General features: G+C 68.1%; 16 protein-coding genes. 9 read left to right on the top strand and 7 right to left on the bottom strand.

Going from position 1 to position 14,128, the window contains the following annotated elements:
* The first annotated feature begins 2 nt into the window (after positions 1 to 2).
* The 8 genes from rimM (at position 3) to CDO81_RS01160 (ending at position 5,939) form a co-directional block, all read left to right on the top strand.
* The gene (gene rimM, locus CDO81_RS01195; protein WP_088481340.1) at positions 3 to 602 is read left to right on the top strand and encodes a ribosome maturation factor RimM; all 600 of its coding nucleotides are present in this window, start codon (positions 3 to 5) and stop codon (positions 600 to 602) included.
* Between the two features lies 1 nt (position 603).
* Positions 604 to 1,353 (top strand): tRNA (guanosine(37)-N1)-methyltransferase TrmD, encoded by a 750-nt coding sequence (gene trmD, locus CDO81_RS01190; RefSeq protein WP_088481339.1) that lies wholly within the window; start codon positions 604 to 606, stop codon positions 1,351 to 1,353.
* A gap of 123 nt (positions 1,354 to 1,476) precedes the next feature.
* On the top strand, positions 1,477 to 1,830 hold the full coding sequence (rplS, locus tag CDO81_RS01185; RefSeq protein ID WP_088481338.1) for a 50S ribosomal protein L19: 354 nt from the start codon (positions 1,477 to 1,479) through the stop codon (positions 1,828 to 1,830).
* Positions 1,831 to 1,896: 66 nt separating this feature from the next.
* The gene (locus tag CDO81_RS01180; RefSeq protein ID WP_088481337.1) at positions 1,897 to 2,580 is read left to right on the top strand and encodes a CoA pyrophosphatase; all 684 of its coding nucleotides are present in this window, start codon (positions 1,897 to 1,899) and stop codon (positions 2,578 to 2,580) included.
* 22 nt (positions 2,581 to 2,602) lie between these two features.
* Entirely contained in the window at positions 2,603 to 3,592 is a 990-nt protein-coding gene (locus CDO81_RS01175; protein ID WP_088481336.1) for a CobD/CbiB family protein, read from the top strand.
* A gap of 16 nt (positions 3,593 to 3,608) precedes the next feature.
* Positions 3,609 to 4,634 (top strand): nicotinate-nucleotide--dimethylbenzimidazole phosphoribosyltransferase, encoded by a 1,026-nt coding sequence (cobT, locus tag CDO81_RS01170; protein ID WP_088481335.1) that lies wholly within the window; start codon positions 3,609 to 3,611, stop codon positions 4,632 to 4,634.
* A gap of 4 nt (positions 4,635 to 4,638) precedes the next feature.
* The gene (gene cobS, locus CDO81_RS01165) at positions 4,639 to 5,400 is read left to right on the top strand and encodes an adenosylcobinamide-GDP ribazoletransferase (RefSeq protein WP_088481334.1); all 762 of its coding nucleotides are present in this window, start codon (positions 4,639 to 4,641) and stop codon (positions 5,398 to 5,400) included.
* Positions 5,400 to 5,939: a histidine phosphatase family protein gene (locus CDO81_RS01160; protein ID WP_088481333.1), complete on the top strand. Its 540-nt coding sequence runs from the start codon at positions 5,400 to 5,402 to the stop codon at positions 5,937 to 5,939. Before cobS ends, CDO81_RS01160 begins: the two co-directional genes overlap by 1 nt.
* Here CDO81_RS01160 and CDO81_RS01155 read toward each other — a convergent pair.
* The 4 genes from CDO81_RS01155 to CDO81_RS01140 form a co-directional block, all read right to left on the bottom strand.
* Complete coding sequence (locus CDO81_RS01155) at positions 5,914 to 7,920, bottom strand: S9 family peptidase (RefSeq protein ID WP_088481332.1); 2,007 nt, start codon at positions 7,918 to 7,920, stop codon at positions 5,914 to 5,916. The genes CDO81_RS01160 and CDO81_RS01155 overlap by 26 nt on opposite strands.
* 77 nt (positions 7,921 to 7,997) lie before the next feature.
* Positions 7,998 to 8,882 (bottom strand): Tim44 domain-containing protein, encoded by an 885-nt coding sequence (locus tag CDO81_RS01150; protein WP_241516803.1) that lies wholly within the window; start codon positions 8,880 to 8,882, stop codon positions 7,998 to 8,000.
* 57 nt (positions 8,883 to 8,939) lie between these two features.
* Complete coding sequence (locus tag CDO81_RS01145; protein ID WP_088481331.1) at positions 8,940 to 9,644, bottom strand: SDR family NAD(P)-dependent oxidoreductase; 705 nt, start codon at positions 9,642 to 9,644, stop codon at positions 8,940 to 8,942.
* Positions 9,645 to 10,256: an RluA family pseudouridine synthase gene (locus tag CDO81_RS01140; protein ID WP_088482388.1), complete on the bottom strand. Its 612-nt coding sequence runs from the start codon at positions 10,254 to 10,256 to the stop codon at positions 9,645 to 9,647. It lies immediately after the preceding gene.
* A 62-nt stretch (positions 10,257 to 10,318) separates the two neighbouring features.
* Between CDO81_RS01140 and CDO81_RS01135 the strand changes: the two genes are divergently transcribed.
* The gene (locus tag CDO81_RS01135) at positions 10,319 to 11,305 is read left to right on the top strand and encodes a quinone oxidoreductase family protein (RefSeq protein ID WP_088481330.1); all 987 of its coding nucleotides are present in this window, start codon (positions 10,319 to 10,321) and stop codon (positions 11,303 to 11,305) included.
* 3 nt (positions 11,306 to 11,308) lie between these two features.
* Here CDO81_RS01135 and CDO81_RS01130 read toward each other — a convergent pair whose 3' ends face one another.
* From CDO81_RS01130 to lspA, 3 genes are all read right to left on the bottom strand, one after another.
* On the bottom strand, positions 11,309 to 12,775 hold the full coding sequence (locus tag CDO81_RS01130) for a hybrid sensor histidine kinase/response regulator (RefSeq protein WP_088481329.1): 1,467 nt from the start codon (positions 12,773 to 12,775) through the stop codon (positions 11,309 to 11,311).
* A gap of 63 nt (positions 12,776 to 12,838) precedes the next feature.
* Positions 12,839 to 13,651, bottom strand: a complete 813-nt coding sequence (locus tag CDO81_RS01125; protein ID WP_241516802.1) for a DUF2189 domain-containing protein — start codon at positions 13,649 to 13,651, stop codon at positions 12,839 to 12,841.
* Positions 13,635 to 14,126, bottom strand: a complete 492-nt coding sequence (gene lspA, locus CDO81_RS01120) for a signal peptidase II (RefSeq protein ID WP_088481327.1) — start codon at positions 14,124 to 14,126, stop codon at positions 13,635 to 13,637. Before lspA ends, CDO81_RS01125 begins: the two co-directional genes overlap by 17 nt.
* Between the last annotated feature and the right edge of the window lie 2 nt (positions 14,127 to 14,128).

Raw genomic sequence — 14,128 nt, 5'->3', positions numbered from 1 at the left:
GCGTGGCAGGCAACAAGCCTCAGAAAGACGGCGCTTCGGCGCCGTCTTTTGCTTCTGACGTCGCCTGGCCCGAGGACGCCGTCCAGGTCGGCCGCATCCTCGATGCCTGGGGCATCAAGGGTTGGTTCAAGGTCCAGGCCTACGCCACCCAGCCGGACGCGATCTTCAACGCCAAGCATTGGTTCCTGAAGAATGACGGCCCCAAGCCCGGTCGACTGACCTTGAAGATGCTGTCGGTGCGCGAGCACGGCGAAGGCATCGTCGCCAGCGCTGACGGCATCACCGACCGCAATGGTGCCGAGGCGCTGCGCGGCTGGGAGCTGTGGGTCTCGCGTGCCGACTTCCCCCGTGCTGGCGATGACGAGTACTACTGGATCGACCTCATCGGCCTGGACGTCATCAACCGCGAGGGTCAGGCGCTGGGTCGGGTCATCGGCCTGATCGAGACCGGCCCGCATGCCGTGCTGCGGCTGCTGCCGCCGGGCGTCGAAGAGCCAGCGAAGCCCGATCAGGAGCGCCTCATTCCCTTCGTGGAAGCCTTCGTCGACGAAGTGAGCCTTGAGTCGCGCCAGATCCGCGTGGACTGGGGTGCGGACTTCTGAGATGCGCTTCGACGTCCTGACGATCTTCCCGGAGCTGTTCGCGCCGCACCTGACGCACGGCGTCACTCGGCGCGCCTTCGAGAGTCGTCAAGTGGACGTGCGGCTTTGGCCTCTGCGTGATTTCGCAGACGACAACTACCGGCGCGTGGATGACCGCACCTACGGCGGCGGCCCGGGCATGGTGATGCTGGCCGAGCCGCTGGAGCGGGCCCTGGCCGCCGTGCAGGCCGACCGCGGCGAGCTGCCGGCGGTCATCCATTTCACGCCGACCGGCGCGCGCATGGATCAAGCGCGAATTGCCGCACTGGCCGCCGGGCCAGGTGCCGTGCTGCTGTGCGGCCGCTACGAGGGCATCGACCAGCGCGTGTTGGACCGGCACGTGACGATGGAGCTCAGCTTGGGCGACTTCGTGCTGTCGGGCGGGGAGCTTCCAGCGCTGGCGTTGCTCGATGCCGTGGCGCGCTTGCAGGAAGGCGTGCTGGGGGACGCCCAATCTCACCAGCAGGACAGCTTCTCCGACGGCCTGCTGGACTGCCCCCATTACAGCCGGCCCGAGGTCTTGCCGGACGGCCGCGCGGTGCCGCCGGTGCTGCTGTCGGGCCATCACGCCGACATCCGCCGCTGGCGGCGGGAGCAATCCCTGGCCATCACGGCGGCGCGTCGCCCGGACTTGATCGAAGCCGCGCGCGCGGCTGGCCGCTTGAGCAAGGCCGATGAAGCCTTCCTGACCAAGTCTAGGCAAAACCCGTAATCGCGGGCTATACTTGCAGGCTGTCCGATCCTCTGGCGGGTCGAGTGGACTGAGCATTCAACGGATGCTCGGCTGCAAACCCAACCGATAAATAGCGGTCCGCCAAGATCCATAGGAGTACAGATGGACCTGATCCAAACCCTTGAGCAAGAAGAAATTGCTCGCCTGAACAAGACCATCCCGGCCTTCGCCCCTGGCGACACCGTGATCGTCAGCGTCAACGTCGTTGAAGGCACCCGCAAGCGCGTGCAGGCCTACGAAGGCGTCGTGATCGCCAAGCGCAACCGCGGCCTGAACAGCAGCTTCATCGTCCGCAAGATCTCCAGCGGCGAAGGCGTGGAGCGCACGTTCCAGCTGTACAGCCCCCTGATCGCCTCGATCGAAGTGAAGCGCCGTGGTGACGTCCGCCGCGCCAAGCTGTACTACCTCCGCGAGCGTTCGGGCAAGTCGGCCCGCATCAAGGAAAAGCTGGCTTAATCAGCCGGCCCCTGCCACTCAAGCCGCCCAGAGCTACGCTCTCGGCGGCTTTTGTTTTGCTGCTGAATGACTCGTCCCGTCATCACCCAACCACAACTCGTTCCGGTCACGAGCATCGACACCGGCCTTCCTGCGGTGCCGGCCCCAGCCTTGACGCCCTCGGCGATCCGCGAACGGCTGGTGCAAGCTGCCGGCTGGACACCCGAGTTTGCGGGTGACGGTGGCCGCTTTGCGGATCGCGCGCCCGCTGGCGCGGCCGTGCTGGTCCCGCTCGTGCCGCGTGAAGGCGGGTTGCATCTCCTGCTCACCCGCCGCACCGACCACCTGCGAGACCACGCGGGGCAGATCAGCTTTCCCGGCGGACGCGTCGAGCCCGAGGACGACGGACCCGTGGCCACGGCACTGCGCGAGACGGAAGAAGAGATCGGGCTGCCCCGGCGCTACATCGAAGTCCTCGGCCAGCTGCCCGTCTACACCACGGTCACGGCCTTCCAGGTGACCCCGGTGGTGGGCCTCGTGCAGCCTGGCTTCACCCTCGCACCCGATCCCGCCGAAGTGGCCGAAGCGTTCGAGGTTCCGTTGGCCTTCCTGATGAACCCGGCCCACCACCGGCATCACCGTTTCGAGTTCGCGGGTGCCGAGCGACGCTTCCTTTCCATGCCGTGGCAGGGCCCGGAGCGCGAGTACTTCATCTGGGGCGCAACCGCCGCCATGTTGCGCAACCTCTACCGACTGCTCAGCGGCGCCTGAGGCGCCACTATCATCCCGGCCCATGAATTTCTTTGCGGTGCTGTTGGCCCTGTTGTGCGAGCAACTCAAGCCCTTGAGACATGGCAACCGGGTGCACCAGTCCGTCATCGCATGGGTGCGCTGGACGGGGCGCAACTTCGATGCCGGTGACGAGCATCATGCCGCTGTCGTCTGGTGCATCACGGTGCTGGTGCCGGGGCTGGTGATCGCGCTCGTCTATCTGGCGCTTCGGCACTTCAGCCTGCTGCTGGCGCTCGGCCTGGATGTGCTGGTGCTCTACCTGACGCTGGGCTTCCGGCAGTTCAGCCACTACTTCACCGACATCCGGGATGCCCTGGAGCGCGGCGACGACGCCACGGCGCGCCAGTTGCTTGCTGAGTGGCGCCATCTCGACGCCAGCGAGCTGCCCCGCACCGAGCTGATCCGTCATGTGATCGAGCACTCGCTGCTGGCGGCGCACCGGCATGTCTTCGGTGTGTTCTTCTGGTTCATCGTCTGCTCCACGATTGGACTGGGCCCTGCGGGGGCGGTGGTCTACCGCATGGCGGAGTTCGCCGGCCGCTATTGGGCCTTCAAGAGCCGAACGCTGGATGCACCGACCAACGAGCGGCTGCTCGCGCTGTCGCGCCAGGCTTTCAGCTGGATCGACCATCTGCCCGCGCGCCTGACGGCGACGGGCTTTGCCATCGTCGGCAATTTCGAGGAGGCGGTGAACGGTTGGCGTCGTGATGCTTCCCTCTGGCTGCATGCCAACGAGGGCATCATCCTCGCGTCAGCCGCCGGTGCCGTCGGCCTGCAATTGGGCGGGGCCGCGGCGCCGGGCATCACGCCTGATCGCAGCAAGACCTTCGACGCCGGCTCGGAGCCAGGTTCCACCGGTGCGGCCGGCTCCACAGCCGGCGCATTGCCGCAGTTGGGCCATCTGCAAAGCGTGGTGGGCCTGGTCTGGCGTTCGGTCGTGCTGTGGATGCTGCTGCTGGCCTTGCTGACCCTTGCCAATCTCGTCGGCTGAGCGGCTGACCTTCTCCATGAACTTTCCTGATCTGCCGGCCCTGGCCGCGCCTGACCTCGCGGCGCGCGTGCAGTACGCGCTGGACCACAAGACCAAGCCGCTCGGTGCCCTGGGCCGCCTTGAAGCGCTGGCCTTGCAGCTGGCCTTGATCCAGGGCCGTGAGCGCCCTTCGTTGCAGTCACCTCAGTTGGTGGTCTTTGCGGCCGACCATGGCCTGTCGCGTCGCGGGGTGTCGGCCTTCCCGCGCGAGGTCACGCCGCAAATGGTGGCCAACATGCTGGCCGGTGGGGCGGCAGTGTCGGTCCTGGCTCGACAGCATGGGCTGGCCTTGACGATTGCCGACTGCGGCGTGGACGCACCACTGGCGCCCGGCGCCGTGGACCTGCGGATTGCACCGGGTACGGCCGACGCCAGCGTTGGACCCGCCATGACCCCGGCCCAGGCCGAACGTGCTCTGCGCAATGGCATGGCCCTGGTTGAGCGGCTGCCGGGCAACGCGCTGCTGCTGGGCGAGATGGGCATCGGCAACACGTCATCGGCCAGCTTGCTGATGCAGCGGCTCACCGGGCTGCCGCTGGCGGACTGCGTTGGCCGCGGCACGGGCGTGGATGATGCCGGCCTGCACCGCAAGCGCGACGTGCTGGGCCTGGCCCTGGCGGCGAATGCCGGCGCGCAGTCTCCTTTGGACGTCGCGGCGGCGCTGGGCGGATTCGAGATCCTGACGATGGCGGGCAGCGTGATCGCCGCCGCAGCCACGCGCCGCGTCGTGCTCGTGGATGGCTTCATCACGACCGCCGCGGTGGCCGTGGCCGAGGCCTTGCGGCCGGGCGTGCTGGCTGCCTGCGTGTTTGCGCATCAGTCGGCTGAAGGGCCGCATGCGCTATGGCTGCGCCATCTGGGCGTGCGTGCCTTGCTCGACCTGGACCTGCGCCTGGGCGAGGGCAGCGGTGCGGCATTGGCCTGGCCCTTGCTGCCGGCCGCCTGTGCCGTGCTGGCCGACATGGCCAGCTTCGAGAGCGCCGGCGTCAGCAATCGGGCCTGAGTCGATGCGCCTGTTCCTGGTCGCGCTGCAGTTCCTGACCCGGCTGCCGGTGCGGCTGAGCCGTTTCGACCCGGCGTGGCTCAATGACTGCGTGCGCCATTTCCCCCTGGTGGGCATGGTGGTGGGCGGCGTCGGGGCGGCCGTGCTGGTCGCTGCGCTGCAGGTCTGGCCCGCCTGGGTGGCCGCGGTGCTGGCGCTCATCGCGACGGTCGCCCTGACCGGCGGCTTCCATGAAGATGGCCTCGCGGACACGTTCGACGCGCTGGGCGGTGTGGTGCCGCGCGACAAGGCGCTGGCCATCATGAAGGACTCGCGCATCGGCAGTTACGGCGCGCTCGCCTTGGTGCTGTCCCTGCTGCTGCGCGCGGCGCTGGTGGCGGTGCTGGCCACGCGGCCGCTGCTGGGCGCGGTGGCGGCTTTGCTCGTGAGCCACGCCTTCGCGCGGACGGCCGCTGTCGGCGTGATGGTGAGCCTGCCGTACGGAGGCGATGCCGATCACGCCAAGGCGAAACCGCTCGCATTGGCCGTGCCGATGCGCAACCTGTGGATCGGCCTGGGCTGGTGCGCGTTGCTGGTGCTTGGCCTGGCCACGCTGGGCGTCTGGTGGCCACGGCTCGCGCTGGCGGCCGTTGCCGCGCTGGCGGTGGCGCTTGTCATGCGGCAGTGGTTGCGCCGTCGGCTTGGCGGTTACACCGGGGACGGCCTGGGTGCCACCGAGCAGCTGACCGAGATGGCCGTTCTGCTGGCTTTCACGGCGTCGCTCTGATGCAGGCCTGCACGATCTGGCGACACCCGGCGCCGGTCGGTGCCCAGGGGCGCTGCCTTGGGGGCCTCACGGATCTCCCGGTGGACCCTCGCAAGGCCAAGCGGCTGGCGCATCGCATCAGGCTTCATGCGCGGCGGCATGGCCTGGCCCGCTGCGTCGTGACGTCGCCCTTGAGGCGTGCGGCGGACGTGGGTCGTTGGCTCCGACGCTGGGGCTTTGCGTGGCACATCGATCCTGCGCTGGCCGAAATGAACTTCGGTCGCTGGGACGGGAAGCCCTGGACGACGATCACACACCAGGAATTCGACCGCTGGATGAATGACTTCACCGGCTTTGATTTCGATGGCGGTGAGCCTCTGGCTGATCTGCTGGCGCGGGCCGCTGCCTGGCAGCCGCCATGTGCGCTGGCAGTGGGTCACGGCGGCTGGATCACGGCCCGGCTCTGGGTCGCCCAGCAAAAAGGCCAGGCCCCGCTGCCGGGCACCTGGCCTGCGCCGCCGGGCTATGGGCGGGCTACTTCAATACCGTCTGCTGCATGAACAGCACCGTGGCGTAGAACTGGTAGTCCTGGTTGTCCTTCTTCTGGAACCCATGGCCCTCGTTCTCGGCACGCAGGTACCACACGGGCGTGCCGCCCTGGCGCACGGTCGCCACGATCTGCTCCGCCTCGGTGTAGGGGACGCGCGGGTCGTTCTTGCCCTGGATGACGAACAGCGGCTTCTTGATCCGGGCCGCGTTGGTCAGCGGGGAGATCTTGTCGAGGAAGGCCTTCATCGCCGGGTCACGCTCGTCGCCGTACTCCACGCGGCGCAGGTCGCGGCGGTAGCTCTCGGTGTTGTTCAGGAAGGTCACGAAATGCGAGATGCCCACCACGTCAATGGAGCCGGCGATGCGGTCGGCGTAGTGCGTCGACACGGCCAGCGTCATGTAGCCGCCATAGCTGCCGCCCGTCACCAGCACGCGTGAGGCGTCGAGGTCAGGCTGGGTGGCGATCCAGTCCAGCAGGGCGCCGATGTCCTTGACCGAGTCCTCGCGCTTGAAGCCGTTGTCCATCGCCAGGAAGCTCTTGCCGTAGCCGCTGGAGCCGCGCACATTGGGCTGGATCAGCGCCATGCCCAGTTCCTGCACGAAGTAGGCGCTGCGGCCCAGGAAGCCAACCGTGGCCTGCGACTCGGGGCCGCCATGGATGCTGATCAGCACCGGGCGCTTGCCGGTGAACTTCTTCGGCGGGCGGGTCATCAGGCCGGAAATGCTCAGCCCGTCGAAGCTCTTCCAGCGGATGATCTGCTGCTCGCTGAAGCCCGAGGTGTCCATGCCAGGGGCCGCCGCGGCGCGCGTCCACTGCTGGACCTGTCCATCACTGCCAAGGGAGTAGATCTGGCTTGGCCCTTGGGCATTGCTGACCGAGAAGGCCAGGTCACCGCGACCGTGGTGGTAGGACGCCGTGCCCACGTTGCCGCTGGGCAGCTTGGCCGGCGCCGGCAGCTTCTGGGCGGTGGTGGCATCAAAGAAGCGGAGTTCGTCCCGGCCGTCGATGTTGAACTGAGCCGCGAGCTTGCGGCCATCCTCGGTGAAGCTCACGCCGTTGACGTCCCACGGGATATGCGCGCTGACGCGGTCGATGCGGCCGCTGGCCAGCTCCAGCCTCATCAGCTCGCGGAACTCGCCCGCGCGGTCGCTCGCGATCCACATCGAACGGCCGTCCGGCGCCCAGCCGGCCGGTGAGTAGGTCGCCTTGGCCTCCTGGCTGCCGGCGGCGGGTGCCACCTGGCGGACGGCGCCGTTGGCGATGTCCAGCGTCCAGATCTGGGATTCATTGGCGGACAGGTAGCGGGTGAGCGCGACCGTCTTCTCATCGGGTGACGCGCGGCCGGCGGCCCAGCCGCCGCCTTCCAGCTCGGCGAGCTTGCGTCGCGCTGAGGGCTGAAGCGGGTCCATCAGCCACAGCGTCGTCATGATCTTGCTGCGCGTGCCGCCCTGGGCGGTGCGGTCGATCGGCACCGACGAGTAAATCAGTTGGCCGCTCTTGCGCAGCCAGCTGTTGATCGCATTGCGCTCGTCCGGATTGCTGAGCAGCACCGGCTGGGCGCCCGGCTGGTTGAGCGCCAGCCGGTAGAGCTGGCCCACCTCGTTGCCGCCGGTGGCGCGCTCGAACACGATGTACTGGCCTGTGCGCGGCTCGTAGGTCGCGCGCGTCACCGGGTCGGCGCCGTCGGTCAGTTGCTCGCCCTCGGCCAGGGGCGAGGTCACGCGGAAGATTTGCGCCGTGTTGGCGCCGGCCTTGCGGTGGCTGACCAGCATCTCGCGTTGGGTCGGGTGCCAGTCGGCGAAGGTGTGGCCGCGGAAGTCGTTGTAGCGGCCAATGGCATCGGCCAGGCTCTGCGGCACCGGCGGGATGTTTTGCACCACGAGGTTGGCGTTGGGGGCGACCACGGCGGTGGGTGCCGCGGGCGGGGTCGACGAGCAGGCCGCGAGCAGCGCGACCGCGCAGGCGGCGAGCGAATGATGGAAAGGACGCATGATGAAAAAGCAAATGGGCGCTTGAGGCGCCCATTTTGATGTGGCACGGGCTCAGGTCGAACCCGCTGTGAGGGAGGTCATGCCGTGGTCTGAATGCCGGCGATCAGCCAGCCGTCGCCCGACTGGGTCAGGTGCCACACCTCATCGAAGTCGGCGGCAGCCTGGTCGCTCTGCTCGCGAATCAGGCCCCAGAAGCGCACCGACACGATCTGCTCGCCATGCTCGGTCGCCACGTCCACGACCTGTGCGTTCAGCTGCAGCACTTCGGTGCGTTGCGTCTGGCCGCCACGCTCCAACAGCTCCTGCTGGATGCTGGCGTACATCTGCGGTGTGGTGAAGCGGCGCAGGTCGGCCTGATCACCGGCATCGTTGGCCGCTTGCAGGCGGATGAACACCTGTTTGGCGATCTTCTCGAAGCCGGCGGTGTCGAAGTCGGCCGGCACTGTTGAAACCGCTGCGGCCGCGGCCGGCGTTGCTGCGCCACCCAAGCCGCCCGCGGGCGCCGCCGGCTGCCAGGCATTGGGTTGCTGGCCCTGGAAGTTCACACCGTTCGCGCCGGCGAGCTGCGGCTTGGGGCCGGCGAAGCGGCGCATCAGGAAGCGGATGGCGATGAAAGCCACGATGCCGAGCAGCAGCATCGTCATGAAGTTGGCCAGCTCCGCGCCGAAGCCCAGGTGGCTGGCGAGGGCGGCGAGGCCGAGACCTGCGGCCAGGCCGGCGACCGGGCCCAGCCAGGAGCGCTTGGGCGCGGCCGCGGCGGCCGTGCCGGCCGCCGCAGCGGCTTGCTGGCCCGGGGCCGCCTGCTGCGGTGCTGCAGGTTGGGCGGGTGGGGTTTGCGGCGCGGGCTGCGTGGGCGTGCTGCGCTTCATGCCGCCATTCGAGAGGCGCTTGGCCTCGGCATCCTGCACGGGCAGGCCGACGGCCAGCAAGGTGGCCAGGGTCACAGCAATGATGCGGTTCACGTGAGTCTCCAGTCAGGGATGAGGCAAGCCCGCAGGTGCGGACTTGGCTCAGGATTCTCAAGCGTCTCGAATGTCAGAAACGACGGTTTTTCCGAAGTGTGAGCCCAAGAGGTAGCGAACAATCCGCGCGGCGGTGTCGTCCGCAGTCTGGAGCTGGCCACCGTCTTTCAGCCCCTGGAAGCGGGCTTGTTCCGTGAACCGGCTGGGGTCGGCGCCACGCAGCTGCACTTGCATGTCGGTGTCGATGACGCCGGGTGCGAGCGATTCGATGGCCAGGTCAGGTTCCTCCAGGGCCAGCGCGCGGCTGAGGTGGTCCATACCAGCCTTCACGGCGCAATACGCCACGCTGCCGGCCATGGGGCGGCGGCCCAGGCCCGAGGAGATGTTCAGGATGCGCCGGGTCGCCACGCCTTGGGTGCCGGCCAGGAAGGCGCGGCAGAGCAGCGCGGGGGCTTCGAGGCCGACCCGCAGCGCGGCCGACAGCTCGCCAGGATCGGTGTCTGCCAGCGGCCCCGGCTGGCTCAGCAGCGCGGCGTTGTTGATGAGGGTGGCGCTTTGCCAGCTACCGTGCGCCTGCAGCCAGGCTTGCAGGCGTTGGGCGGCCGGCAGCGGGTCCGCGAGGTCCAGCGTCCATTGTTCCGCCGCCAGGCCAGGGTGGCGGCGGCGAGCGATGCCGATGACGGTATGGCCTGCGGTGGACAGCTGTTGGGCGAGGGCCGCGCCCAAGCCGCGTGAGCTGCCGGTGATGATGAAGAGGTGCATTCAGAACTCCGGAGGACTGATGAAGTGATGGCCAGACACCCGCAGCTCGCTGGCGTGCAGCAGCAGCCGGGTGCTGGCCCGGGCGAGGGCAGGGGGCGCGTAGAGCGCATCGCCGACGATCGGGTGACCCAAGGCGGCGAGGTGCACGCGGAGTTGATGGCTGCGGCCGGTGATGGGTTCCAGGGCGACACGGCTGTGGGCGCCTTCGCTGGCGAGATGCCGCCAGCGTGTCTGCGAGGGTTTGCCGTGGACGGTATCGACCTGCTGGCGCGGACGGTTGGGCCAGTCCGCCGCCAGCGGCAGGTCGATGAGGCCTTCGCCTTCGAGCCTGCCGCCGACGATGGCCGTATAGACCTTGTGGACGCGGCGTTCGGCGAAGTCGTCGCTCAGCGCGCGTTGGGCCTCGACACCCCGCGCGAACAGCAACAGGCCTGAGGTCGCCTGATCCAGCCGGTGCACGATGAGGGCATCGGGGTAGAGGGCCTGCACCCGGACGCTGGCGCAGTCGGGCTCGGTACGGCCCGGCACGCTGAGCAGGCCCGCAGGCTTGTCGATGACGATCAGGCCCGCGTCCACATGGACGATCCGGACTGGGCGTGGGGTCAGCGTCATCACCAGCGGCAGCGGTTGCGAAGGGCTGGCACGATAGCCCACCTTGCAACAGGAGACGCCGAATGAGTGACAAGGCCGTGGTGATCAAAGCCCAGGGTGGGCCGGAGCAATTGCAGCTGGTGGAGGTGGACGTCGGCCAGCCGGGGCCGGGCGAGATCCGCATCCGCCATGCCGCCTGCGGCCTGAACTTCATCGACGTTTACCAGCGCAACGGCACCTATGCCTTGCCGCTGCCCGCCACGCTGGGCATGGAAGGCGCTGGTGTGGTGGAGGCCGTGGGCGAAGGCGTGACGCACCTGAAGCCGGGCGATCGCGCGGCCTACGCCAGCCAGCCGCCGGGCGCCTATGCCACGGCGCGTGTGATGCCCGCAAAGTGTGTGTTGAAGCTGCCTGACGCGATCAGCTTCGAGACCGGCGCCGCGATGATGCTCAAGGGGCTGACCGTGCAGTACCTGCTGCGCAAGACGCTGCCCCAAGGCGGCTTGCAGTCGGGCGACTTCGTGCTCTTCCATGCCGCAGCCGGCGGTGTGGGCCTGATCGCCTGCCAATGGGCCCGTGCGCTCGGCCTGCAGCTGATCGCCACCGCGGGCAGCGACGAGAAGTGCCGGCTGGCGCTGGAGAACGGGGCCACCCATGCCATCAACTACCGCACCGAGGACTTTGCTGCCCGTGTGAAAGACATCACCAGCGGCCGTGGCGTGAAGGTGGTCTACGACTCGGTGGGCGTCGATACCTGGGAAGGCTCGCTGAACTGCCTCGCACCCTTCGGCCTGATGGCCAGCTTCGGCTCGGCCTCGGGCGCGGTGCCGCCGGTGGCGATCGGCACACTGGCCGCCAAGGGCTCCATCTACGTGACCCGGCCGACGCTCTTCACCCACATCGCCACGCACGAGTCCACACAGGCCATGGGCGAGGACCTCTTCGCGATGGTGGCCAGCGGCCAGGTCAAGATCCACATCGACCGCCGCTACGCACTGGCCGATGTGGCGCAGGCCCACCGTGATCTGGAGGCGCGCCAGATCACCGGCAGCGCGGTGCTGCTGCCTTGACGGTCAAAGGATGCGGCGCAGCGAGATCTCGAAGCTGAAGCAGGAGCCGACGCCCGGCTCGCTCTCCACCGAGATGCTGCCGCCCATCAATGTCACCAGGCGCTGCACGATGGTCAGGCCCAGGCCGGTGCCGCCATAGCGGCGCGTGATGCTGCCGTCGGCCTGGATGAAGGGATCGAAGATCTGGCCGATCTGGTCGCGCGTCATGCCGATGCCGGTGTCGGTCACCGCACCGCGCAGGCGCAGGCGCGCTGGCGGATCGCCTTCTTGCCCATCGGCCAGGCCGATCTCGATGCGGACTTCGCCGTGCTCGGTGAACTTCAGCGCATTGCCGACGAGGTTGATCAGCACCTGCCGCAGCCGCAGCGCGTCGCCCACCAGCCACGACGGCACGCCTGGCTGCACGCGGGTGTGCAGCTGAATGCCCTTGTCATGCGCCTGCAGCAGCAGCGGCTGCAGGGCCTCGCCCAGACAGTCGTGCAGGCTGAATGGCGCCTCCTCGATGACGATGCGGCCGGCCTCGATCTTGGCGACGTCGAGCAGGTCATTGATGATGGTCATCAGGCCCTTGGCGGACTGATGCGCCATGCTGATGAAGCGGCGCTGACGGTCATCGAGATCCGTCTGCAGCACGAGCTCGGTCAGGCCCAGCACGCCGTTCATGGGCGTGCGAATCTCATGGCTCATGTTGGCCAGGAAGGCGCTCTTGGCCTGGCTGGCGGCCTCGGCAGCCTCGCGTGCCGCCACGAGCGCGGCCTGGCTGGCCTTGAGGTCAGCGATGTCACGGGCGTTCAGCAGCATGACCGTGTGACCTGTGACCGGGTCTCGCATCGGCCGCGCGTCCAGTGCGTGCCACTTGATGCCGGCCAGTGTCTGCAGTTCCACATCCTGACGACAAGCCTCGCCGCGCAGCACGCGACCCAGGATGTTCTCGGCGTCGTGAAGGTGGGCGAAGAGCCGTGTGAATTCGGTGCCGCCCGCGGGCGGCGGCGTGTCGCCGAAGGTGAGGGCGGCGGCCGGGTTGCGCATCAGCAGCTCGCCTTGCTCCAGGCCGAACACGGCGATGCGGACGGACGTGTGCTGCAGGGCTTCCACGCCGCGCAGCATGGCGAGGTCTGAACCGCCGCCCAGCGAATCGGCGGCGAAGAGCATCACCTGTCGCCGGTCGGGCGTGCGCATGCCGCGGGAGACCAACATCACGGTCGTCGGCTCGCCCTTGGGGTAGAGCGTCCACTGCTCGCGCACGATCTTGCCCTGGGCATGGTCGGCGGCGGTGACGGCCAAGCGCTCGCGCACGGCGTCGCCGTGTTCGGAGAAGTCACGTGACAGGAACTCCTCGGCGCTGTCGGCATGCCAAAAGCGCAGCGCGGCGGCATTGGCCCACAGGTTGCGTTGTTGCTCGGGGTCGAAGACCCACAAGGGCACGTCGAGCCAGTCGTAATGGCTCAGGCTGGCGAAATCGAGAAGCATGTCAGGTGTCGAGCGGCGCGCGATTGTCACCGCTTGTCACACCTTGTTGCGTGAACTAATGGGCTACTCGGCCGGACCTTGACCCAGGGCATCCCTGTAAAGATGCCAGCTTGCATGGCCCAGCCAGGGGCCGATGACCAGCAGCCCGGCGAAATAGGGCAGCATCGCCAGCAGCACGAGCACCGTGACCGTGAAGCCCCAGAACGCCATCACCAGTGGCTGCGTGAGGCACAGCTTCAGGCTGGCGAGCCCCGCGGTCACGGCATCCGTCTCGCGGTCCAGCAGCAGGGGCATGGCGATGACGCTGATGCCGAAGATCAGGCCCGCGAACACCGCGCCCACGGCCAGATAGGCCGTCACGAAGCCGAGCGTGTCGGCACTCAGCAGCTTGTGGATGGAGCCCGCGAAGTCGGGCATGCCGTCAAAGCTGACCGCGAAGATGACAAGGGCCGCGCGGCCCCAAAGCATTTCGAGGATCAGCAGCACGAAGCCGAAGATCGCGATCTGCTTCAGGTTGGTCATCCAGGCGCCGATGGCGTCGTCCAGCGTTGGTGTCTCGCCGCGCTCCAGCCGCAGGCTCACCTGGTACAGGCCCAGGCATAACAGCGGGCCGAGCAGCACGAAGCCAGCGCACAGGGCCAGGGTGTAGATCGGCGCATGGCGAAACACCATCAACACCGCCAGCCCCATGAGTGCGAAGCACAGCCCGAAGAAGAGGCCGACGCCGGGCGCTCGGCGGAAGTCACCCCAACCCAGGCGCAGCCAGCGCAAGGGCGCGGTCAGTCGCAGGCGTTGCAGCCGCGGCCCAAGCTCCACCGGAGGCTCGGGCACGTAGGGAACATAGCCAGGCGGGTACTGCTCAGGTGCGTCGGACACGTCGGAGCTCATCCAGGATCAGCAGGATGGCTCCGATGGTGATCGCACTGTCGGCGACGTTGAAGGCGGGGAAATACCAGCCGCCGGCATGCACCTGGATGAAGTCGACCACATAGCCGTGGATGGCACGGTCGATCACATTGCCCAGCGCGCCGCCGAGGATGAGCGTCAGGGCCCAGGCAAACAGCCGCTGGTGGCCGTGCCGGCGCAGCATCCAGGTGATGAAGACCGCCGCCGCCACCCCCAGCCCCAGGAAGAACCAGCGCTGCCAGCCCGAGGCCCCGTGCAGGAAGCTGAACGCCGCGCCGTAGTTGTGGGCGCGCACGAGGTCGAAGAAGCCCGTGACCCGATGCACATCACCCAGGCGGAAGGACCCGATGATGAGGATCTTGGTGAACTGGTCGGCCAGGATGATGAGGGCCGCGATCAGCAGCCACTGCAGCAGGCCGGCGTTGGTGCCTTGTTTGCCCGCCATGC

Origin of the sequence: Roseateles puraquae, assembly GCF_002205845.1 — a bacterium.
GTDB lineage: Bacteria > Pseudomonadota > Gammaproteobacteria > Burkholderiales > Burkholderiaceae_C > Pelomonas > Pelomonas puraquae.
The sequence above is the reverse complement of the archived record's forward strand: the minus strand, read 5'-3'. Positions and strand labels throughout refer to the sequence as shown.

What these genes read in the sequence shown, in the direction of transcription:
- trmD (WP_088481339.1), top strand. Translation starts at nt 604, where the DNA reads ATGCGCTTCGACGTCCTGACGATCTTCCCGGAGCTGTTCGCGCCGCAC.
- rplS (WP_088481338.1), top strand. Translation starts at nt 1,477, where the DNA reads ATGGACCTGATCCAAACCCTTGAGCAAGAAGAAATTGCTCGCCTGAAC.
- CDO81_RS01180 (WP_088481337.1), top strand. Translation starts at nt 1,897, where the DNA reads ATGACTCGTCCCGTCATCACCCAACCACAACTCGTTCCGGTCACGAGC.
- CDO81_RS01175 (WP_088481336.1), top strand. Translation starts at nt 2,603, where the DNA reads ATGAATTTCTTTGCGGTGCTGTTGGCCCTGTTGTGCGAGCAACTCAAG.
- cobT (WP_088481335.1), top strand. Translation starts at nt 3,609, where the DNA reads ATGAACTTTCCTGATCTGCCGGCCCTGGCCGCGCCTGACCTCGCGGCG.
- cobS (WP_088481334.1), top strand. Translation starts at nt 4,639, where the DNA reads ATGCGCCTGTTCCTGGTCGCGCTGCAGTTCCTGACCCGGCTGCCGGTG.
- CDO81_RS01160 (WP_088481333.1), top strand. Translation starts at nt 5,400, where the DNA reads ATGCAGGCCTGCACGATCTGGCGACACCCGGCGCCGGTCGGTGCCCAG.
- CDO81_RS01155 (WP_088481332.1), bottom strand. Translation starts at nt 7,920, where the DNA reads ATGCGTCCTTTCCATCATTCGCTCGCCGCCTGCGCGGTCGCGCTGCTC.
- CDO81_RS01145 (WP_088481331.1), bottom strand. Translation starts at nt 9,644, where the DNA reads ATGCACCTCTTCATCATCACCGGCAGCTCACGCGGCTTGGGCGCGGCC.
- CDO81_RS01140 (WP_088482388.1), bottom strand. Translation starts at nt 10,256, where the DNA reads ATGACGCTGACCCCACGCCCAGTCCGGATCGTCCATGTGGACGCGGGC.
- CDO81_RS01135 (WP_088481330.1), top strand. Translation starts at nt 10,319, where the DNA reads ATGAGTGACAAGGCCGTGGTGATCAAAGCCCAGGGTGGGCCGGAGCAA.
- CDO81_RS01130 (WP_088481329.1), bottom strand. Translation starts at nt 12,775, where the DNA reads ATGCTTCTCGATTTCGCCAGCCTGAGCCATTACGACTGGCTCGACGTG.
- lspA (WP_088481327.1), bottom strand. Translation starts at nt 14,126, where the DNA reads ATGGCGGGCAAACAAGGCACCAACGCCGGCCTGCTGCAGTGGCTGCTG.